The sequence below is a fragment of the Candidatus Hydrogenedentota bacterium genome, assembly GCA_019695095.1.
Lineage (GTDB): Bacteria > Hydrogenedentota > Hydrogenedentia > Hydrogenedentales > SLHB01 > JAIBAQ01.
The window spans coordinates 1-22,011 of record JAIBAQ010000076.1 but is presented as its reverse complement, the minus strand read 5'-3'; the positions used below and the strand labels follow the sequence as shown (position 1 = coordinate 22,011).

16 protein-coding genes are annotated in these 22,011 nt (G+C 58.7%); 9 read left to right on the top strand and 7 right to left on the bottom strand.

The window, feature by feature from the left end:
- Positions 1-87 precede the first annotated feature (87 nt).
- The 4 genes from K1Y02_13865 (at position 88) to K1Y02_13850 (ending at position 3,237) form a co-directional block, all read left to right on the top strand.
- Positions 88-945, top strand: coding sequence for a hypothetical protein (locus tag K1Y02_13865; GenBank protein ID MBX7257445.1), 858 nt, complete (start codon positions 88-90; stop codon positions 943-945).
- 200 nt (positions 946-1,145) lie between these two features.
- Positions 1,146-1,685 carry a sigma-70 family RNA polymerase sigma factor gene (locus tag K1Y02_13860; GenBank protein ID MBX7257444.1) on the top strand — a complete coding sequence of 180 codons (540 nt, stop codon included), beginning with the start codon at positions 1,146-1,148 and terminating at the stop codon, positions 1,683-1,685.
- On the top strand, positions 1,682-2,341 hold the full coding sequence (locus tag K1Y02_13855) for a hypothetical protein (protein MBX7257443.1): 660 nt from the start codon (positions 1,682-1,684) through the stop codon (positions 2,339-2,341). The genes K1Y02_13860 and K1Y02_13855 overlap by 4 nt, the downstream gene beginning before the upstream one ends.
- Positions 2,342-2,355: 14 nt before the next feature.
- On the top strand, positions 2,356-3,237 hold the full coding sequence (locus K1Y02_13850) for a DUF4097 family beta strand repeat-containing protein (protein ID MBX7257442.1): 882 nt from the start codon (positions 2,356-2,358) through the stop codon (positions 3,235-3,237).
- 275 nt (positions 3,238-3,512) lie between these two features.
- On the opposite strand, the gene K1Y02_13845 is transcribed toward K1Y02_13850, so the two are convergent.
- The gene (locus tag K1Y02_13845) at positions 3,513-5,219 is read right to left on the bottom strand and encodes a TolC family protein (GenBank protein MBX7257441.1); all 1,707 of its coding nucleotides are present in this window, start codon (positions 5,217-5,219) and stop codon (positions 3,513-3,515) included.
- A 153-nt stretch (positions 5,220-5,372) separates the two neighbouring features.
- Here K1Y02_13845 and K1Y02_13840 point away from each other — a divergent pair, with 153 nt between their 5' ends.
- From K1Y02_13840 to mutY, 3 genes are all read left to right on the top strand, one after another.
- Positions 5,373-6,665, top strand: coding sequence for a DUF1080 domain-containing protein (locus tag K1Y02_13840; protein MBX7257440.1), 1,293 nt, complete (start codon positions 5,373-5,375; stop codon positions 6,663-6,665).
- Between the two features lie 22 nt (positions 6,666-6,687).
- Positions 6,688-7,629: a hypothetical protein gene (locus K1Y02_13835; protein ID MBX7257439.1), complete on the top strand. Its 942-nt coding sequence runs from the start codon at positions 6,688-6,690 to the stop codon at positions 7,627-7,629.
- 65 nt (positions 7,630-7,694) lie between these two features.
- The gene (mutY, locus tag K1Y02_13830; protein MBX7257438.1) at positions 7,695-8,792 is read left to right on the top strand and encodes an A/G-specific adenine glycosylase; all 1,098 of its coding nucleotides are present in this window, start codon (positions 7,695-7,697) and stop codon (positions 8,790-8,792) included.
- Positions 8,793-8,976: 184 nt separating this feature from the next.
- Here mutY and K1Y02_13825 read toward each other — a convergent pair whose 3' ends face one another.
- The 6 genes from K1Y02_13825 to K1Y02_13800 form a co-directional block, all read right to left on the bottom strand.
- Entirely contained in the window at positions 8,977-10,554 is a 1,578-nt protein-coding gene (locus K1Y02_13825) for a long-chain fatty acid--CoA ligase (GenBank protein ID MBX7257437.1), read from the bottom strand.
- Positions 10,555-10,658: 104 nt separating this feature from the next.
- The gene (locus K1Y02_13820; GenBank protein ID MBX7257436.1) at positions 10,659-12,242 is read right to left on the bottom strand and encodes a long-chain fatty acid--CoA ligase; all 1,584 of its coding nucleotides are present in this window, start codon (positions 12,240-12,242) and stop codon (positions 10,659-10,661) included.
- Positions 12,243-12,406: 164 nt separating this feature from the next.
- Entirely contained in the window at positions 12,407-13,618 is a 1,212-nt protein-coding gene (locus K1Y02_13815) for an ABC transporter permease (GenBank protein ID MBX7257435.1), read from the bottom strand.
- On the bottom strand, positions 13,615-14,862 hold the full coding sequence (locus K1Y02_13810; GenBank protein MBX7257434.1) for an efflux RND transporter periplasmic adaptor subunit: 1,248 nt from the start codon (positions 14,860-14,862) through the stop codon (positions 13,615-13,617). The genes K1Y02_13815 and K1Y02_13810 overlap by 4 nt, the downstream gene beginning before the upstream one ends.
- Positions 14,817-15,527, bottom strand: a complete 711-nt coding sequence (locus K1Y02_13805) for an ABC transporter ATP-binding protein (protein MBX7257433.1) — start codon at positions 15,525-15,527, stop codon at positions 14,817-14,819. Before K1Y02_13805 ends, K1Y02_13810 begins: the two co-directional genes overlap by 46 nt.
- A gap of 347 nt (positions 15,528-15,874) precedes the next feature.
- Entirely contained in the window at positions 15,875-18,124 is a 2,250-nt protein-coding gene (locus K1Y02_13800; protein MBX7257432.1) for a TolC family protein, read from the bottom strand.
- Between the two features lie 550 nt (positions 18,125-18,674).
- Between K1Y02_13800 and K1Y02_13795 the strand changes: the two genes are divergently transcribed.
- Positions 18,675-20,438 (top strand): DUF3592 domain-containing protein, encoded by a 1,764-nt coding sequence (locus K1Y02_13795; protein MBX7257431.1) that lies wholly within the window; start codon positions 18,675-18,677, stop codon positions 20,436-20,438.
- A gap of 224 nt (positions 20,439-20,662) precedes the next feature.
- Positions 20,663-21,982 (top strand): Gfo/Idh/MocA family oxidoreductase, encoded by a 1,320-nt coding sequence (locus tag K1Y02_13790; GenBank protein ID MBX7257430.1) that lies wholly within the window; start codon positions 20,663-20,665, stop codon positions 21,980-21,982.
- Positions 21,983-22,011 lie beyond the last annotated feature (29 nt).

Below are 22,011 nucleotides of genomic sequence, written 5' to 3'. Positions count from 1 at the left end.
CTTCGCGTGTAACCGGGTTTCGTCCGCCGGACAACTACATATACGGTCCTACTCCATCCATTTCGGGTCACATAGGGAGACTCGGCCATGATCGTCCGAAACATCGTAATCGTAGTCGTTGCGCTTTCCGCGGGCGTTGCGGGCGGCGTTGTATTTGCCCAGACCCGGCTTGGCGGGCAACTGCAGTCCGTTGCCGCCGAACGCGATACGCTCGCCTCCAAACAAGCCGCGTTGGAACGTCAACTGTCCGACCTGCAAATGCTTCAGAAGGGACTCGAAAACGACAAGCAACGGCTTCAAAAGCAGTTAGAGTCGTTCGCCAATCAGCCTGTGGAGGTTGCCGAACCCCAGGAACAGCCTATGGCAGAGGTCGCGGAAGTCCCTGCGGAAATGCCTGAGCAGCCTGCGCCTGCGGATAATGCCTCAATGCGCGACGGGCGCCGTGACCGGCGCGGCGGTCCTGGCGAAGAGGCAACTCCCGAAGAACAGGAGGCGTGGCGTCAGGAACGCGAGCAGCGCATGACGGAATTTCGCGACCGCATGGGCCAGTTCTTCGCGGGAGAGATGGAGAAGACCAACGACCCGGCCGTGCAGCAACGGTTGTCCCAGATTAGCGAATACTCCCAGTATTCGATGGACTTGCGCCGTCAAATGCGCGAAGCGCAGACCGATGAAGAGCGCCAGGCCCTGTCAGAGCAGTTTGAGCAGGTAGCAAACACGACACGAACGCTGGTCAAGGAACAGCAGGATTACCTGCTGCGCCAATCGTTGGCGTCCAACGGCGTGACCGACGCGGCCACCCAAGACGCCATGATCAACTCCTACCGCACCACCATGGAAAGCCCCTTCTTCCGCATGCCGATGGGCGGCGGTCCGGGGGGAGGCCCTTGGGGTGGAGGCTGGGGCGGACGCGGCTCCCGTGGCGGTGGTGGCGGCGGCCAGTAAGCCAAGGGCCTTACACGACTTCCAGAGACCTCTCGCTGTGTCTCTTGATCACTTGGGGCCTCGGCCCACTCTCTTGATTTCCCGCCCCCTACGAACAACAATTGTCCCGTTACCAAGTAAACCCTGTCCCATTACCTACCATCAAAGGGGTTGTGAGTGTTCAGTGTGAGGCGATACGTGGGCGCGTCTCGAAGACTCCGATGAGACCCGACCAGTCCCCACGGGACGAGACGTTGCTTGTTCGCCGCGCTCAGGCGGGCGACGTGACGGCCTTTGAGGCGCTGTACCGCGCCCATGTGGGCCGGATCCACGCCCTGTGCCTGCGCATGACGAGCGACCGGGCAACCGCGGAAGACCTTACGCAGGAGGCGTTTATTCGTGCGTGGCAACGGCTGGATTCGTTCCGGGGAGACAGCGCGTTCTATTCCTGGTTATATCGCCTCACCGTGAACGTGGTTTTGGGAGACTTCCGAGTGAAAAAAAGGTTGGCAGAGCGCGTATCAAACTCGGAGGATGTGTCGGACCTGCCGTTGGCGGCTGCGGAGCGCCCGGCCGGACTGCGAATGGACCTGGATCAGGCCATCGCGGCCTTACCGCCCGGAGCCCGCGAAATCTTCGTGCTGCACGACGTCGAGGGGTATAAGCACGAAGAAATTGCAGAGATGACGGGACTCGCGACGGGTACGTCCAAAGCCCACCTTCACCGAGCGCGCCGCCTTCTCAGGGAGCAACTTCTATGAATGCAAACCACGACCGCGAGCGGCTGCTCAATGACTACGTAGACGACACCCTGTCGGAAGAGGAGCGCCGCCATGTCGAAGCGGTCGTGTCGCAGGATCCAGCGGCGGCTGCGGAACTCGCAGCACTCCAGCGGATCGTTGCCGAAGCCCGTGAACTCCCGCCTTCCATCGAGCCTTCCCGCGACCTTTGGGCCGGTATTGCCGTGCAACTGGAGGCATTGCCGCGCCGGCAACCGGTGCGCCGAAGGCCTTGGCGATACGCTTTGGTGGCCGCCATGGTAGCGGGGGCATTCATCGGAGGCCTGGTCGTTGCCCGGAGGAACCCCGACGACGCAGCCGGACCGGATACGGGTATTCTCGCGGCCGGAGGTAAGGGAGGCGTCGTGTTCGCGGAGTTTCAAACAGCGCGTACGCAATACTCCGATGCGCGCGAGGCGCTCCTCGCTGCCCTCGAAACGAACGAAGCGTCGCTTTCCCCCGAAACCCGCGCCGTGATCGATGAGAATCTTGCTGTAATTCACCAGGCGGTCGCGGATATCGAGGCCGCAATCGCTCATGATCCAGGCAACCGCAACTTGATGGAGTTGCTTGTAGCCGCATACGACGACGAACTCGGTCTGCTACGCGATGCAGCCGCGTTGCCAAGAGAGATTTGATTGGAGATGGTCTTATGAGAACGAAACTGTTGCTATTCATGACGGCCGCGCTCGTGACATGCGCGGCGTGCGCACAGACCCCTATCGACGAAACGCGTCCCGCGGACGCGAATGGGGTAGTCGAGGTCAGCAACACCAAAGGCGCCGTCACGGTGATTGGGGCGGATGCGAACGAGGTCAAAATCACAGGAACGCTCGGGAAAGGCACGGAGCGTCTCGATATAGAAGCGTCAGGCCCCCGGACCAGTGTGATTGTCGTCATTCCGAAAGACAGCAAGGAAGTGGAGTCTACGGACTTGGAACTCAGCGTACCCAAGGGCAGCGCGGTGGAGATTGAATGCGTTGCCGGGACGATTCAGGTCAGTGGCGTTACGGGCCGATTAAGTCTCGACACAGTCAATGGAAGCATCACGGTGGCGGATGCCGCCGGAGAAGCCTATCTGAAATCCGTGAATGGGGCGATTTCGCTGGCGGGCGCTCCCACGGAAGTGGAAGCGAATACGGTCAACGGGAGTATCGACATCAAAGGCGCGTCCAGCCGCGTCGACGCGATGACGATCAGCGGGAAGATCGCGGTTGAGGGCGAGGGTCTCAAGCGCCTTTCTGCGAAGACGGTACGCGGCGCCTTTGCATTTGCGGGGAGCTTCGCCGAAGACGCATCCGTGGACATTACCACACAACAAGGCGGCATTGAGCTCAAGCTTCCTGAAAGCACGTCAGCCGGGTTCGACCTGTCCACATTTACGGGCGCCATCGTTAACAGGCTGTCAGACGACCCCTCGACGGACTCCGGCAAAATCGGCGCTGGTCGGTCGGCAAAGTTCTCGACGGGTACGGGCAGCGCCTCAGTTCGCGCGCGAACCTTCAACGGCGCCATCACGATCGACAAGAAGTAGTTTGAGACGCGCACTTCATTGCGTATCGACGGGGTCAGGTTCTCTATGAGCCAGGTCTTTCGCTAACGCTCAGGATGACATCATAGGCAAGTGGCGTGTCATTCTGAGTCCCCCACGGCGGACGAGGCACCTGGCTTAAAACCATCAAGTCCCAAAATCACGTGTCTCAGCTATCCGAGAATCATGCTTGTTCCTGGATGGCGCGAGCTTGGCCGCAAAGAAAAAAGGCGGGTTCGGAAACCCGCCTTCGAAATACGCTCTTCAGTTACCTGTATCTACTTTGCAGGCTCTCCGTTCTGCGTGTGCCCGGTTACCGGTGCGCCTTCCGGATCGGCCTTGGACCAGCTCTTCCCGATCGCGCGCTCGAGCGAAGCATTCGCGATGGCGAAATCGCGCATCGCCTGAACGAGGGCAGTCTCGGCGTTGGTCAGGGCCAATTCGGCATCCAGTGTGTCGCCCTGCGTACCGACACCTTCTTGGAACCGCAGTTCCGCAAGACGCAAACCTTCTTCAGCCAGTTTGCGCGTGCCGTTTTCGCTGGAGATCTTTGCCATCGAATCTTTGATTTGAATCAACGCTTGTGTGACGTCCAACTCGATGAGCTGCTCCACGTCTTCGAGCTGATGCTCGATGCTGCTCAAACGGGCCTTGGCTTCCGCGACGTCATATTTGCGCTTGCCGCCCTTGTAAAAGTCCTGCTGGATACCGACATTGAACGTCCAGCCGTCGGGAGCGGAAGACCCGCCGTTGTCCGTATTCTTCCATTGGATGTTCGCGCCTACTTGTGGCTTGAACTGACCGCGGACGCGCGCGATATCCTGCTTGGCGGCCTCGATGCCTTTCTTCAGGGCGAGAATCTCGGGGCGATGTTCGTTGGCGTATTTCACCAGTTCGTCCAGGTTCGGAGTCGCCGGTTGCCAATCGAGCTTGGTCGCCAAGGCGACGGGTGTGTTCTGTGGGACCGCGATGATTCGCCGCAGATTGGCTTGAGCCAGTCGTTTGACGTTGTTTGCTTCCACCAGCGTCGCCTTGCGGCTGCCCATTTCCGTCTCGGCGCGCAACACTTCGAAGCTGCTGGTCATGCCGACGTCGAACATCTGTTGCGCGTCAGAACGGTTGCGCTCGAACGTGCGCACGCTGGCTTCCGCCACACGCACCAGTGCTTCCGAGGTGGCCGCGTCGTAGTAGGCCTTCTTGGCCTCGAATTCAAGCTCCGCCAAAGTCACTTCCTTCTGCCATTCTTGCGATTCGGCGAGGAACTTGGCAGCCTTCATAGCGGCTTTGATTTGGCCGCCCGCGTAGAGCACTTGATCCAACGAGACTTTGTCTTCGCGAATTACGTCCGGCACTTCCATGGCCTTATCCGTGAGCCGGTTCGTGATTACGGACCGGGCCACGAGAAAGATAGCGCCTCGCAGCAGCACGCCGCTTCCGATAATGCCTTGTCCCTGTTGTCCGCCTCCGATGAAGCCACCACCGAGTCCGCCGCCGAATCCGCCACCGAATCCGCCACCCAAGCTACTGCCGCCCATGCTGCCAAGCGCGCTGCTGCCGGTGCGGATGTTGAGTTCGGTGTGCGCAAACCCCATCGAACCTGACAACTGCGGCAACATCGCGGACCGCGCTTGGCCGATCCGAGCCTTTGCCGCATCCACATCGTCCTGAGCGACAAAGGCCTTCGCATTTTGCGTCAATGCCATTTGCACACACGTTTCCGCCGTGAGTGAAAGTGGTTCGCCTGCGGTCGCTTCTGTCGGAGTTCCTTGACTCGCGAGAAACGCATCAATTTCGCCCAAGAACGTCGATAGGCTCTCGTAGCCATCTAACAAGCTGCCGCGCGAATACTCAGAAGACGGGGTTGGGTTACTGTTCGCCGCTTCGACGGCCGCCGGGGCCGGAGACGCGGGAGCTGGCTGCGCCGGATCTTGAGCGAATACCGCGCAGGGAGCCAGCGTTAGAAGTGCAAGAATCGTACGTTTCATAGCTTGCCTCTGTAGAATATCGTTTCACCCCATCGGGAGTGTACAATCATACGCCAGCCCTTAGTCTCGTGCAAACGGATTGGCGCGGGGCCACGAGATTCAAGGCAGTCGATTCCATTCGGGGCTGCCAAACGCATTGGAGGTGGATAAATCGTGAGTGCACGGAAGAAACTGGCTGTTGTGGCAAGCATGGCCGTATTGCTCTGCGGTGTGGCTTTGGCGGCTCCCCGGACGTTCAAAGGCGAAGACCTCCACGTCGACGGGGGGAAGCTGAAGAAGGGGGATAACAACTACACGTTGCGGGCCATTGCCGTTCCCGATCTCGAGAAGCCCGGTCTCGCCAGGCCGGATATCATGGCCGCGCTGAATGGCGTGGCGAATGTCGGGGCGACTTGCGCCATGGTAAACCTGTCCGGCTTCAGCGAATCGGGCCGTTCTATCAGCGATGAAGCGAAGGAAGTCGTTCGCAATCTGGACGGATGCGTCGACGGGCGGCACATGGGCATTGTGTGCAACGTGTTCACCAATGACGCCCCGGACGGTTACTTCTTTCGAAAGCGCGCCGCCAAGGCCGCGGCAAAGGCATTTCGCGACACGCGACGCGTGCTCTTCCTGTTCGACGGTCCCCACAGCGAAGCGGCCGTTAAGACGTTCCACCGGTACGCGCCCATGGTAGCCACCATTGCTCCCAAGGGCGGCGACATGATTTTGGCCGCGGAACCGACGCTCACCGCGAGGAAGCCCGTGGTTCTGATGAATACGATTCCCCCCGTGTTGAAAGAAGACACGCATCTGATCCTTGCGGCGGGCGAGGCCAGTTACGCCGCCCTCGACAAGGCGTGCGCGGACCCTCGCGAGTTCCAGCCATTTACCCCCGACAATTCCATCCTTTCCGAACAGGAACGCGCCGAAGGCTGGATCGCGCTGTTCGATGGAAAGACCAAGAATGGCTGGGTTGTGTTGGGCGACGACAAAGCGTGGGAAGTGCGCGACGGCGAGTTGGAACGTGTCGCCAAGGGCTCTCAAGGGCTCCGAAGCGTTGAGCGCTACGGAGATTTTATACTCCGCTGGGAATGGTGTCTTCCTGAGGGGGGCAACAACGGCGTCCATTTGCGCGCGCCGCGCGTCGCGCGCGCGTCTCGCATCGGACTTGAGTATCAGATGCTCGGGGACTATGGCAAGGAACCCGACAAGAACAGCACGGGCTCCATCTACGACGTAGTTCCGCCTACGGTGAATGCCGTGAAACCGAACGGTGAATGGAATTCCAGCGAAGTCACGCTTCAAGGCTCGCACGTTAAATATGTCCTCAACGGCGTCACCGTTCAGGATATGGATATGAACACCAATGATGAACTGCGTCCCCGGTTACGCAACGGCTTCATCGTGCTGACCGAGCATAGCAGCGTCGTGAAGTACAGGAGCATCCGGCTGAAGAAGTTGTAGTCCCATCATAAAGGGGGGCGTCATGACGGTCTGGGCGTGTATCGGTGTCGTGTTGGCCGCGGCGAATGCCAACGCGGAGATCGCGGATTTTGCGACCTTCGAAGCCTCCCAGCTTCGTTGCGTTGTGGGCAACAACAAGGCGTGGGGCGACCACCGCGCAGGATACAACGGAATCTTTCAACTGGTTGCGCCCAATGATCCTGAGTCGGCCTTCGTGCCGCTCTATGCCGGAGTCAACCTTGAGCACTACTTCGATACACGGCCCCGGTCCAGCGATGACAACGTGTTCTTCGAGCCGCGGCGCTTTCCGATGGCGTTGTACCGCTCCAGCGACCACTCCGTGGAGCTTCATCAAGACCCGACTCCCGTGTACGGCGTCGAGAGTTGGACCCGCTTCTCTGTAAGCGAGCCCTACTACATCAATGTCGAGTTTCGCGTTGTTCCACGCAGGACGGTATTTCAAGGCGGTGTCATGGGCGTGTTCTGGGCGTCGTACATCAATGCGCCCGAAAACAAGAGCATGTACTTTCTCGGGGCGGGCAGTCATCTGAAGGCTCCGCAATGGTCTCAGTTGTGCGCGCAGGCACACGGACTCAACAGTACCGTCTGCTTTGAAGGGGACGTCACGAACATTCAGTGGCCGGAGAATTCCACGCTGCTGTATGCAAGCATGTCGCCGCTGCGATATTCGACGCCGTTTTTCTATGGGCGCGTGCGGAACAAGGTCCTAATCTACATGTTCCAGCCGAACCCGTATCTTCGGTTTGCGCACTCGCCAAGCGGCGGAGGAAAGACCCCGGCGGGGGACGATACCAATCCCGCCTGGGATTTTCAGATGGTCATTCCAAACTACGAGTTGAACAAGGAATACAAACTCAACTTGTGCATTGTTTACAAGGATTGGAAAGGCCGCGACGACGTTATTCAGGAAGTGCGCAATTACATGATGAAGACTGGAAACTGAGCCGTTCGAGATCCGTGTGGGAGAGATTCCAATGCGACGCCTGCCCTTCGCGGCAGGCGTCTTTCGTGACAGCGATGAAACCCGACCGCAAAGCTCAACTACAGCCCGCCCTTAGCAGGCGAATTCGGCGCGATTTGCTCGCGTGGTACCGCGCCGAGGCGCGCGACCTTCCGTGGCGACGCACAAAAGATCCCTATGCCGTGTGGATCTCCGAGATCATGCTGCAGCAGACCCGCATCGATCAGGGGACTCCCTACTTCGAACGATTCATGAGCGCTTTCCCGACGGTCCAAGCCCTTGCGGCCGCCGCCGATGACGAGGTATTGAAGCTCTGGGAGGGTCTCGGCTACTACACACGCGCGCGCAACCTCCACCGCGCTGCGCGCATGGTTGTCGAAGATCGGCGCGGCGTTTTTCCGGATACGGCAGCGGAGTGGCAACAGTTGCCGGGCGTTGGCCGCTACACCGCCGGGGCCATCGCCAGCATTGCATTCGGAGAACGAGCGCCTGTTGTCGATGGCAACGTCATTCGCGTACTGACGCGGCTCTTCGACATTGCCGATCCCGCCGACAGCTCGGAAACACGGTCGCGTTTGTGGGATTTGGCGGGGGAACTGGTGCCGAGTGACGCCCCGGGCGATTTCAATCAGGCGATGATGGAATTGGGTGCGCGCGTGTGCACGCCCAAGCGACCTGACTGCGGTGCGTGCCCGATTCGAGAGCACTGCGAGGGCTTGCGACGGGGTGTCCAAGAAGAACGGCCTGTTCGCCGCGCAAAGAAGGCGGTTCCGCACCACGAATACGTGGTTGCTGTCGTGAAACACAACGGGCGATTTCTAATCGCAAAGCGTCCGCCTCGCGGGTTGCTGGGAGGTCTCTGGGAGTTTCCCGGAAGTCGAGTGGGCGCCAAAGAGTCCCATCAACGCGCTCTGGAAAGAATGATGCGCGACGAATTCTCCGTGGACGTGAAGACGGGTGGCCTCATCGCCAGCGTGAATCACGCATATTCCCACTTTCGCGTCACGATGAACGTCTACGCGTGCGTCGTGGTCGATGGCAAACCGGCGCCTGCGGTTCACGCCGAGATGCGGTGGGTACCCCGGGCGCATCTCTCTCGATACGCATTTCCCAAGGCAAATCTGAAGTTCCTGCCGCTGCTATGAGGCCATTTGCGCTGGCGCAACTGCGCGCCAGGGCAAATTGCTCCCGTGAAGGACGTTGAGGTTATGCCATGAGGATTTCACGCGAACACACTCTGTTTGCAGAGGCCAAAACCGCTGTTCGCCGCAAATCTCGCGTAAGCGGCAATTGCAGACTGAGTTCTTGTGTGTTCGTGAAAATTCCAGACTATGAAACAGAGCCGGAACTCGCAGTGACGGATTTGCGAAGTTCCGTTTTAAGGATCTTCCCGGTCGGCCCCATGGGCAACGAATCTACAACCTCTATGTGCCTCGGGTATTTGTACGAGGCCATTTCTTTCTTGCACCACGCGATGAGCTCGGCGGTGTCAATCTTCATGCCGTTCTTGAGGATGACAAAGGCCTTTACTTCTTCCCCGTACTCTTCGTGCGGAATGCCTACGACGGCCGCAAGCGATATCGCGGGGTGCGTCATCAGGACTTCCTCGATTTCGCGCGGATACACATTGAAGCCACCACGAATGATCATGTCCTTCGATCGGTCCACTATATAGAAATAGCCGTCTTCGTCCTTGTATCCAATGTCGCCGCTATGAAACCAGCCGCCTCGAAATGCCTCATCGTTCGCTTCGTCGTGACGGTAATAGCCTTTCATGACGTTGTGTCCGCGAATGACGATTTCTCCGCGCTCCCCGACTTGCTGTTCGCGCATGTCGTCGTCGACGATCATCATATCGACGCCCCATACGGGCAGCCCCACCGAACCCGGCTTGCGAGGCTTGTCGAGGCGATTGAAACTCGCCACGGGCGACGTCTCCGAAAGACCGTATCCCTCCAGGATCTGTGTGCCGAACTTCTCTTCGAAACGACGCAGCACCTCTACCGGCAGCGCAGCGGCGCCCGACGTACAAAGCCGCAGGGTCTGCGCAATTTTCTTAAGGTCGAATGAATTCAGGTCGGGGTGATTCAGCAATTCCCAATACATGGTGGGAACGCCCGCAAATACGGTGATCCCGTCGTCTTGGAACGAACTAAGCACTTCCCCGGCCTCAAACCGTGGATGAAGCACGAGCGTTGCCCCGGCGAGGAACCCCGCATGCATCAGACAGGAATAACCGAAGGAGTGAAACAACGGCAATACGACGAGAATGGTTTCGTCTTTGCCGAACTTCGTCATATTCCGCTGGGTCCAGCAATTGACGACGATGTTGAAATGCGAAAGCTCCGCGCCCTTGGGACGGCCGGTTGTTCCCGACGTGTAGATGATCGTGCAGGTGTCATCGGGGCGTGTAGGCACCGTTTCGAACGTGACCGGATGAGGCCCCATCAACTCCATCAATGTTGGCACCCCCGCAATCGGAGAAGCGGCCCCCGGTGTGAACGGAATGACCCACAAGTGGTCGCAGGTCGTGGCCTCTTTGAAACCCGCGTAGCCTTCTTCAAGGATACGGAGATGCTCAGTGCCCTCGAAACAGATATAGCCCACCGCTTCGGAATCCGAGAGGTGATAGGCAATCTCTCGCCGTTTCAGCAACACGTTCAGCGGCACCACGACCGCTCCGGCCTTCAGGATTCCGTAGATGACTATGGGGAAATACGGGAGGTTGGGGCAGGATACCGCGATCTTATCTCCCTTGCGCACACCCGCCGCGACAAGTCCATGCGCTACCTGATTCGACATCTCGTTAATCTGGCGGTACGTGAACCGGTACTGGCGGAACAATACGGCAGTTCTCTCGGGACGTTCTCGCGCGGTGTCTTCCAACAGAACGGACAAATTCAGCATCGTACGGTGGTGCTCCCTGCGTTGAGTCGTGCCTGGCCCGCAATTTGCCCCTGCGCAACTGAGCGCGGGTGCGAATCGCTCACGTGCAAGGCCCTAAGGTTTTGTCATGAGGTCGCTCTGAGACTTGCGGTTTCTCTGCGCTGATTTCGGAGTTCAGCCTTCAGGATCTTGCCCGTGGGCCCCATCGGCAGCGTCTTCACGATTTCCACGGTCCGCGGATACTTGTACGCGGCCATCTGTGTTCTGCTCCACTCGATGATTTCGCGCGGCGTGATCTTCGACCCAACCTGCGGGATCACGAATGCGGCAACTTCCTCGCCGTACTCGTTGTGCGGAACGCCGATAACTGCCGCCAATGAAATGTCGGGGTGCATCATCAGGACTTCTTCGATTTCACGCGGGTATACGTTGAATCCGCCGCGAATGATCATGTCCTTGATGCGATCGACGATGAAGAAGTAGCCGTCCTCATCTTTGTAGCCCACGTCGCCCGTGTGAAACCAACCGCCCTGGAATGCCTCGTCGTTCGCTTCGTCGCGTTTGTAGTACCCCTTCATCACGTTGTGCCCGCGAATGACGATTTCGCCCGGTTTCCCTACCGGCATCTCGTTCATGTCGTGATCGACCACCATCATCTCGACGCCCCATACGGGTACGCCTATTGACCCGACCTTTTGAGGTATGTCGACGCGGTTGAAGCTGGCCGTGGGCGACGTCTCGGACAGGCCATATCCTTCCAGAATCTTGATCTTGAACTTCTCCTGAAACTGGGACATCACATCGACGGGCATGGCCGCGCCCCCCGATACTCCCAGCCGCAACGTGCTCGATATCTTCTGGATGTCGAACTTGTCCAGTTCCGGATAATTCAGCAGCTCCCAATACATCGTGGGGACTCCCGCAAACAGCGTGACCCCCTCATCCTGGAAGATTCGCAGGACTTCGCCCGCATCGAAACGCGGAAGGAGAATCAGCGTCGCTCCGCCCAAAACGCACGTATTCAGGATTGATGACAAACCGAACGAGTGAAACAAGGGAAGCACGGCCAGGGAGATGTCCTCGGGAAACCCGTGTATCAGTTCCCGCGAAACCATGCAGTTCAGCAGCATGTTGGAATTCGTGAGTTCCGCGCCCTTGGGTCTTCCCGTTGTGCCCGACGTATAGATGATGACGCACGTATCGTCGGGGCGGCACTGTACCGTGTCGAAGGTGGTTGGCTGACCGCCCATGAGTTCCCACAGCGTTGGAATGCCCGGTATGGGCGATTCGCCCATCGGCGCCATCGGGATGGTCCACATGCGCTCGCACGTGCCGCTGTCCTTGAATCCCTCGTAGCCGTATTGGGCCATCGGGAGTTCGGGCGTCCCCTCGAAGCAAATGTACGCGACCGCATCCGAATCGTTCAGGTGGTAGGCAATCTCGCGCGGTCTCAGGAGTACATTCAGCGGCACAAACACAGCGCCGGCTTTGAGAATGCCAAAATACACAATCGGAAAATACGGCAGATTCGGACAGGTCAGGGCTACCTTGTCGCCCTTGCGAATCCCCGCGTTGCGCAGGCCATTGGCCACCTGATTTGCCATGTCGTCGATTTGGCGATAGGTGAACCGAAAATCGCGGAACACGATGGCCGGATGCTCCGCGCGTTCACGGGCGCTGTTTTCCAGAATTACCGCCAGGTTAAGCATAGGACTCCACTCCCTTAATCCACGTTGCATGGACAATACGCCACCGGAACCTGCTTGCAGCTAGAGTCTATCGGCCCTTCATCCTTACGGAGATTACTCCCTTTGTCAAGGGGGTACTCTTCGCGAGGGTTCTCATAGCGGCTCGACTTGAATCGATTACCGCATTATTCGTAGCGCAGGGCTTCCACAGGATCGACACTGGATGCCTTCAGAGCCGGATAGGCCCCAAAGAAGACCCCGACGGCCATACTGAAGAAAAACGACAGCAGGATCGACCAGTTAGACACGTAAACGGGAAACACCGGATACGCGGTGCGTAACGCGAAACTTCCGGCATACGCCAACGCGATCCCAACCGATCCGCCAATCGCGCTCAGCGTGACTGACTCGATGACGAACTGCAAAGCGATATCTTTCTGCGTGGCGCCGACGGCCTTGCGTACACCCACTTCGCGGGTCCGCTCGCGCACCGACACCAGCATGATGTTCATGATACCGATTCCGCCGACGAGCAAGGAAATGGACGCGATACCCGCCAGCATGACTTTCATCGCCGTGAAGATCTTGCCAAACGTGGCCAAAATGGATGTCTGGTCGGTGATGGTAAAGTCCTCGACGTAATCGTGCGCAGCCGTCAGGATTTCTCGCGCCGATTGTGTGGCTACCTTCACGTCCTCCGGGCTTGCGGCGCGCACGACAATCTGAAACAAGCGGTCTTCGCCGCCGTAGAAAAGCTGCTGGCCGCTCTTCAGCGGGATGATGACCAAATCGTCAATGTTGATGCCCAAAGTGACGCCGCGCTTCTCAAGAATGCCCACCACCGTATGCCCGGAACGGTTGATGGAGACTTTCTCATTCAAGGCATTCTTGTCGCCAAAGAGTTCTTCTTTCACCTTGGTGCCGAGAATACAGACCTTGTTGTTTTTGTCCAGGTCTTGCTGTTGCACAAAGCGGCCCACGGTTACATGGAGGTTTCGCGCAATCTCAAACGCCGGAGTGACGCCGAGGATCATGGTGTTGCGGCGGCGATCCTTGTACTGCACGGCTCCAGAACCCAGCACGACGGGTGAAACCGCTTTCATGCCGGTACCGCGGCGCTCGAGCTCCTTGGCATTCTCGTAGGAAAGCTTGCGAAAGCTGCCGGCAATGACCGGCATCATGCCCGAAGTCTCTTGTTTGCCGGGCGTAATGATCAGAATGTTGCTGCCCATGCCGGAAAACTCTTTCTCGACATAGGACTGGGCCGCTTCACCGAGCGTGATGAGCATAATCACCGACATCACGCCAATGATGACGCCCAGCATCGTCAGAGCCGAGCGCACCTTATTCTGGGCGATCGAGTCCAACGCAATGCGCAAGTATTCGATCGGGCTCATTTCTTGTCCAGGCTATCGACTACCTCAACGCGAACGCCGTCTGCCAAGTCCGCCAGCGAAACCGACGTGATAAGGGTTTCGCCTTCCTTCAGGCCTTCCAATATCTCGACGGTGTTCCAATTGCCGAGGCCGGTCTTGACTTCCCGTCGCCGGGCGCGGCCGTTCTCCACCACATACGCGGCTTCACCGCGGATGAGCGATTCCGTGGGCGCATACAGAACGCCGTCCTTCTCATCGATGAGGATAACCACGTCGGCTGACATACCCGGCAGGAATTTCTCGGCATTCTCTTCCACTTTAACGCGGATATTCAGGGTGCGGCTCAGGTCGGGGTTCATGGTCACTACCGGCGAGATGAACTCCACTGTTCCGGTGAAATCCACATCCCGATAGGCGTCGAGATTCAGGCGCACCTTCTGGCCAACTTTGATGTCCGCCGCGTTCGCTTCGTCAAATGGCGCCTCCACGTAGCTGTCATTGGGTTCCACAAGCTGCAGGAGCGGCATGCCCATCGTCACGGCCTCGCCTTTGTCCTTGAGAATCTTCGCAATGACCCCGCCAAACGGCGCTTTCACCATCGTGTTGTCGCGCGCGGCCTTCGCTACCTGAATGGCCGCTTCAAGCTGCTCGATGTTTGATTCGGCCATCTTGATTTCTTCTTGGCGGACCTGGGTCTCGCCTTGGCTGGCTTTGGCGGCGGAAGCCGCTTCCGCGGCCACTTTCAGCGCAAGCGCCGCTTTATCCAGATCGCCCTTCGATATCGCTCCGCGTTCGCTCAGCGCTTTGATGCGCTCAAAATCCACCTGAGCTTGCTTGAGCTGCGCACCGGTTTGGCCGACTTGGGTCCCCGAGACTTGCTCATAGATGCCTGCTGCCATTTTCGATTGTTCGTATCGCGACTGTCCCACACGAAGGTTGGCTTCGGCCAGCTTTACCTGGGCATCGAGCTCCGCATGGTTCAATTCGACGAGCAACTCGCCTTCCTCAACGCGGTCCCCTTCCTCGTGGGGCACGTTGATGACGGTTCCCATCGAACTTGCCGCCACCAGGGAGTCTTGCCGTGGCATGACCGTGCCCGAGGCAATGGCCGTGGCCGTTTGTTCGACCCGACCCTTTCCCAGAGTGATTGCCGTAACCTCAATCACCGGTTCTCTCGTCAGCATGTACACCAAGGGCGCCGCCAGGACGCCAAGGACAATCAGCCAACCGAGGATTTGTGGTCCCACTCGCCTTTGTTTCGCCATTCGTCTTTCACCAGATTGCCGTCGCGGAAACTCATGATGCGATGGGCGTGCTCCGCCACATCCCGTTCATGGGTCACCATGACGATTGTGTTGCCCTGTTCGTGCAATTCATGAAACAACGCGAGAATGCTCTCGCCGCTTTGCGTGTCCAGATTTCCGGTCGGCTCGTCCGCGAACAAAATCGAAGGATTGTTGACCAGCGCCCGCGCAATTGCAACGCGCTGGCGCTGACCGCCCGACAACTCGCTCGGCTTGTGAAACATGCGGTCGTCGAGTCCCACCGCCGCGAGCGCCTGCTTGGCGCGTTCGGTCCGTTCGCGTCTCGGCACTCCATCGTACAACAGTGGCAGCTCAACATTTGCCAACGCCGTGGTGCGGGCCAACAGATTGAAGTTCTGGAAGATGAACCCGATTTCGTGGTTCCGTAGTTGCGCCAGGCGGCTTTCGGGCAGGTTCGTCACCGAAACGCCATCCAGCATGTATTCACCGGAGGTTTGACGGGAAAGGCACCCCAGGATATCCATCAACGTGGTTTTTCCTGAGCCGGAAGGACCCATTACCGCCACGTACGAGGCGCGTTGAATGTCGAACGAAACCCCCCGCAAAGCATGGACGATCGTCTCTCCCATGACATATTGCTTGGTGAGGTCCCGGACCTGAATCAGGGCATCTGTTTGTTCCACACTACTCATTGCATCGACTTGACTTGCGAGCGGACACCTTTTCAATTCGTACTCTGTTGAGCCACAACTCCGTTCCTTGCCCCTTAACGCACCGGCTTCTCTACGAGACGACATCCCCAGGATTCGATTCACTCGGGGGCTGGTACGGTAAGGAGGGACCGCTGGCTCCTCTGGGTCGACGTTCAAAGTCCGGACGCCAACACGGGAATATACCTTTATTCGCGCGCCGGGTGCAATTGCCTACGTTAGACTCGCGCGGAATACCCTCGGTTTTGGCTGAGGCAGACCCCTTTCCCCTATGGCAACAGGGGTGAATAGGGCCGCAAAGGTTACTCTTCCGGAGGCGCGGGCGGCCGGATACTGCGCACGAAGCTCACCGGCTTCACGGGGGCGGGCGCTTCCATTTCCACGCCCAGCCGCTGCATCAGCGTGCCTTCCGCCAACTCCAGGTCAGTGAGCGCCTTCTCGAAGTCGATGATCGACTGGACTTCCTGCACCTGCGCGGTCGCCAAGTCTTCCTGGACGCGCAACACTTCAAAGCTCGTGGTCACACCCAGCTTCAGGCGCTTTTCTTCGGCATCGACGTTTGTTTCCTGGAGGGCGCGCGCTTGGCGGCTGCTCTCGACGAGGATACGGCTGGTGCCGGCGTTCCGGACCGCGTTTCTTACGTTCAAGGTCAAGTCGGCCATCGTCTTCTTCAGACGTTCTTCAGCCTGCCGCTTGGACTGATTGGCTTTTTCAAACGCGCCGCGTCCGCTTCGATTCGTGATAGGCACTGAACCAGTCAACGACAGGCTATAGCTGTTGTCGTCGCGCTCCGTCACGCCTTGGAAAACCGTCTTGGCTTCGGCTCCGCGCGCGCCCTGAAACACGCTGCCCGAGATGTCCAGCTGCGGCAACATGTCGTTGGCCGCGCGGAGACGCTCGATCGTGGCACTGTCAATTTCAAGATTGGCCGATTTCATCTCAGGACGATTCTCCAGCGCGGTCTTGACGCTGACCGTCTCGTCCAGGGAGAGTTCTTCGGCTTCCGGCCGGTCCGTCGGCACGATTTGCTTGGCCGAGAAATTCTCGTCGTCGCGCATATCCAGGAGAAGTTTCAGGCGGTCTTCCGCAGCAAGGACCTGGGCGCGGGCCGAAATGACGTCGCCCGTCCGCTGAGCAACGCTGGCCTTCGCCTGGACGACTTCCAAGGCGGCCCCGGTGCCAATCTCAAGCCTGCGCTGATTGACTTCCAGCAGACGCTCGGCATTGGCCAACGACTGCTGCCGCACTTTCGCCTGCTCATGAGCGCCCACGAGATCCCAGTATGCCTTGACCACTTCCGCGGTCGTGTTCATGACTTGCTGCTCGAACTGGGTTTCGGCGACCTTTCGATTGTTCTTCGCGATACGGACACGCGCAAGGTTCGCCTTCTTGCCCCGGCCTTTCAGCAAAGGCTGTGTCACCGATAGCGTGAGCCCGCCGCTGTATTCCGATACGAAATTGTTGTAGGTGGACTGCTCGTCGGAAATTTCAAAACTAAGCTCGTACTTCGTGCCCCAGGGGATCTTTCCCTGCAACGAAGCTTGCGCTTGGTCCATGTCGTTCTCGATGACGTACGTGGTGTCATTGCCGCCCGTGAACCGGCTGATTCCCTGCTTAAAGAGACTGCCAATCGCGCTCAGTATGCGAATGCCGGAGACAAGTCCGCTGAGTTGGCCGTTGTTGTTATTGTTGCCAAATAGGTTTCCCAGCCCGCTGCCACCCAGCCCGCTGCCGCCCAGCCCGCTGAGCAGGCTGCTTCCTCCCAGACCGCTGAGCAGGCTGTTGCCGCCAAGTCCGCCCAGACCGCCGCCGGTGAAGCTCTGAATCTGTGACGACGCCGTGCTTTCCGAGTGGGAGGTCGACAAGGAGGATTTCAGAATGGGGTCGAATTCTCCCTTGGCCGCCATAATATCGCCATCGGCTTTAAGGGCTTCATACGATGTGACGATGATGTCGCGATTCGACTTCAACGCCGTGTCGACACATTGCTGCAACGACATCTCCACCTTCTCCCGCGAGGGTTGGGTGTCGAGTTCTTTGTACAACGTATCGAGCGAAATGGCGTTCAGATCAATCGTGCCGCCAGGAGTCTTGATGGTGCCGGCCTTGATTTCCTGCTCTGGTGATGTTGCAAGCGGCTCATCCGCCGCAGCCACGCGACCCTGAGACATGCTGCGCGTGGTCCAATCATTGACGGTGCGGGCGCGCTTGGCCGGAGCGTCGCCTTCCGTGAGGTTCTCCGCCTCCGTCGCTGTCGGCGCTTCCGCTACCGTGGTGGAGTCGCTCTTTGTTTGCTCCGGTTCAAGCGCGGGCAACAGCGCCTCAGGCGGAACGTTTTCCGGTGACTCGACGGCAGGCGCTTCCGCCTTTGCTTCTACAGGTTTGGCAGCAGGGGCTGGTTGTTGTTCTTGAGGAGACGACGACTGCTTGCCTTTGGCGTTCCAATGATTGACAGACAATGGCGCGTCATCGCCAAAGGAGGGACCGGCAATACCCAGTCCTGCCATGCCAACCAACGCCAAGGTCCACGCCGACCGGCGCATGCGATACATAATCTCCTCCCTACGAAACGTTTGGCGGCTCACATGGTGGTCTGCCATGTTGCGGAAATTGCGTCCGCATGTCGCCAGGAATAAACCCCACTGTGGGTATGAGGGCCACGCCGAACGACATTGCGGCCCCCGTTGATACTGCTTGAACCGTACGTAGTCTACGATACCGGAAGAGGGCAGTCAACACGAATAAGACCGTCCCCGCTCGGTTTGGGTTTCCCCAATCTCTATACAATCGATAGTGAATTTCGTGACGTGCATCAAGATCTGGGGGTATTTGCGGTTAGCAGCAGAAATCGTCTCAAATGTGTACACTGTCTAAGCCGCAATTTGCACCGGCGCGAATGAGCGCCGACACAAATTGCTCACGTGCGAGACTTGGAGGTTATGCCATGAGGATTTCTCGCGAACGCACTCTGTTTTCGGGAAACCACCTCGTCTTGCGCCATAGGTCACGAAAAAGCACTGGTACGAGAGAGGTTCAAGTGTATTTGTGAGAAATCCGGGCCACGAAGGCTGAGGTCGACACAAACGTCGAGTGAGGACATCCATGGCTATACGCGTATCGTTCGGCTCGGGAAAAGGCAGTGCGGGCTGTCTGGCCCTGTTTGGTTTGCCATTTGCAGGCGTCGGCGTGGTCATGGCCTGGGTGATGCTCTCCACCGTAGTCACGTGGCAGTCCATGCGCTCATGGGTGGAGGTTCCCGCCAAAATCGAAGCCGCCGAACTGGAGGAAGATAGCGGCAGCGACAGCACCACCTACCGTTGCACGGCCCGCTACTCGTATGAGTATGGAGGAAGGGGCTTCATTGGGACCCGCGTCGCCATCGGGAGCGGGTCGGACAACATCGGCTCTTACCAGCAAGACGTCTACAGCAAACTTGTGCAATACCGCGACTCGGGGCAGGACTTCCGTTGCTTCGTGAATCCCAACGAACCGTCCGAGGCGATCCTCTTTCGAGACCTTCGCTGGGGCATGCTCCTCTTTCATTCCGTATTCGTTGTCGCGTTCGGCGGAGTGGGGTGGGGACTCATTTTCGGCGCATTCTGGTCCATGCGCAGGATGCGCGAGTCGAACCGCCTCCGCAACGAGCACCCCGAGTCGCCGTGGCAGTGGAACCCCGATTGGGCGACAGGTGTCATACGTTCTCAGAATATGACCCAGATGGTGGCTGCCGTGGCATTCGCCACGTTGTGGAACGTCATAACCGTTCCGATCAGCGTCATTGTCGTGTCGCAGGCTCTCGAGCCTAATTCCGAACGCGCCGCTTTGCTTGTGCTCATCTTCCCCGCCGTGGGTCTTGGACTCGCCTACTGGGCAATCTATACCGTGCTTCAATGGCGCAAGTACGGCAGTTCCATCTTCCGAATGGCGGAGAACCCCGGAGTCATCGGAGGAAAACTCAGCGGCGTCGTCGAGGTCGGACGGAAAGTGCGTCCCGACGACGGCTTTCACGTGACTCTGAATTGTATCAATCGCGTCACGACAGGTTCCGGCAAGAACCGAAGCACCCGGGAACACATCCTATGGCAAAACGATAGAGTTATGGCGCGCGAGTTGACAGAGCGTGACCCGACTCGAACGTCTATCCCTGTGGCGTTCGGGATTCCCTACACTTGCCGCGAGACCGACGGCTCCGATTCCGACAACCAGATTCTGTGGCGGCTTGAAGTGAAAGCGGCAACACCCGGGGTGGACTACGGAGTCCGCTTCGAGGTGCCCGTGTTCAAGACCAAGGCAAGCCGATCCGATTTCGTGCTCGATGAGAAGCCATTGGAGCCCTATCTCGCCGAAGCGGACCCCGTCCGCGACGCGCAGAGTCTAGGCCTTCGAGTGACACCCCTCGGCTCGGATGGGGTGCGCATCGAAGTGCCCGCGCCCCGCAACGTGAAACTCGCGCTTGGAACGTCGCTGTTCCTTGTCATCTGGACGGGCGTTCTCGTGGCCCTGGTCGAATTCGGCGCGCCCCGCGTGTTTCCCATCATCGTTGGCATCATCGAGTTCTTCCTGTTTTGGCACGTCCTCGACCTTTGGGTCGCGTCCAGCCGAATCGAAGCGCGCGCCGGCACGCTTGAGTTCGCCAGCGGGTGGTTCGGAGGCAAACTGCAGGCCCTTACCGCCAACGAAATCGCCAGCATCGAGCCTGCACAAGACGTCCAAGTCGGCGACAAGATCTACTACTCAATCAAACTGACCACGTCAGCACGAAAAACGTTTGTCCTGGCGAAACGCATCGGTGGCATGCACGAAACGCAGGCACTTGTGGATATGCTCAACAAGGCAGTTCGTGGCGACCAGATCGCGAACTCATAGATTCGGCACGCCTACTGTGAGCATGACGCACTCCGCGTACATGCACTTTTACCCACAGACTCACCGTAACCGCTCGATTGTGCGTCGTGGGGCAATGCGCTACTCTCATGAGGCGATGCACCAATTCGCACGGGTGAGAGTCTAAGGGTGAAAACGCAACGGGGGTTCTTGCCAATAATGTGAGGCAAGTCCTTCAAGGTCGCATTAGTGTGGGAGACACAGAAATGGAAGCCTCACAGCAGTCGCATTCTAAACAGAGCACAACACGGCGCGATTTTCTGAAGACTTCGACGGTGCTGGCGTCGGCGGTCGCCGCGAGCACGATGCGCAGCAGCGTGTATGCCGCGGGCAACGACACAATCCGCGTCGGGATGATTGGCTGCGGCGGCCGTTGTACCGGGGCTGCCGTGGAGGCGCTGAGGGCCGATCCCGGCGCGAAACTGGTTGCGATGTGCGACATCCTCATGGACCGCGTCCAAACCAAGCGCGAGCGGCTGAAGGCGCAGATGAAAGGCCAAGTCGCCGTTGACGACGACCACTGCTTCGCGGGATTCGACGCGTACAAGCAGGTCATCGAAGCGTCCGACGTCGTCCTCATCGCCAACGCGGCAAAGTTCCACCCCTTCCACGCGATGGCGGCGCTCCAGGCGGGCAAGCACGTCTTCGTCGAGAAACCCCACGGAATTGACCCCGCCGGCATCAAACTTCTCCAGCGCGCCGTCGAGGTGGCAAAAGAGAAGAATTTGTGCCTCGCGTCCGGGCTGCAAAGCAGGCATCACCTGGGCTACATCGAAACCGTCAACCGAATCCACGACGGCGCGATCGGCGAGATCGTCAGCATCGAAGAGAACTTCCTGCGCGAACCCTACGTCGTCGTCGACCGCCAGGAAGGGTTGAACGAAATCCAATGGCAATGCAGCACGCAGTACCATTTCCGCTGGCTATCGGGTGACGACGTGCCGCAGTCACTCGTGCACAACCTCGACCGTTCCAGTTGGGTTATGCACGACGCCGCGCCGGTCAAGTGCCACGGCCTTGGCGGCCGTTCCACGATGACCGAACCCATCTACGGCGATGTGTTCGACCATCATTCCATTGTCTACGAATTCGAAAACGGCGTTCGCATCTACGCCTTCTGCCGGACCACCAAGGGTTGCTTCAACGACAATTCCAGCATCATCTACGGCACCAAGGGCAAGGCGTCCATTCTAGAAAGCCAGATCTGGGGCGAGAACGCCTGGAAGTGGACTGACCAGTGCGATCCCTACCAGATCGAACACGATAAACTCTTTGCGGCCATCCGTTCCGGCGAACCCGTGAACAACGGCGAGTACATGGCCCGTAGCACGATGATCGGCATCATGGGCCAGATCTCCTGCTATACCGGACAAGAGATCACGTGGGAGAAGATCAACAGCTCCGACTTCAATTTCGGACCCAAACCCGAAGACTGCCACGACGACATGGAACCGCCCGTGCTGCCCGGACCCGATGGAAGCTATCCCACGCTAAAGCCGGGACTGACGCGCTTGCTGGAAGCATAGCGCCGGCGAGGTCGGTGCACACGGATCGC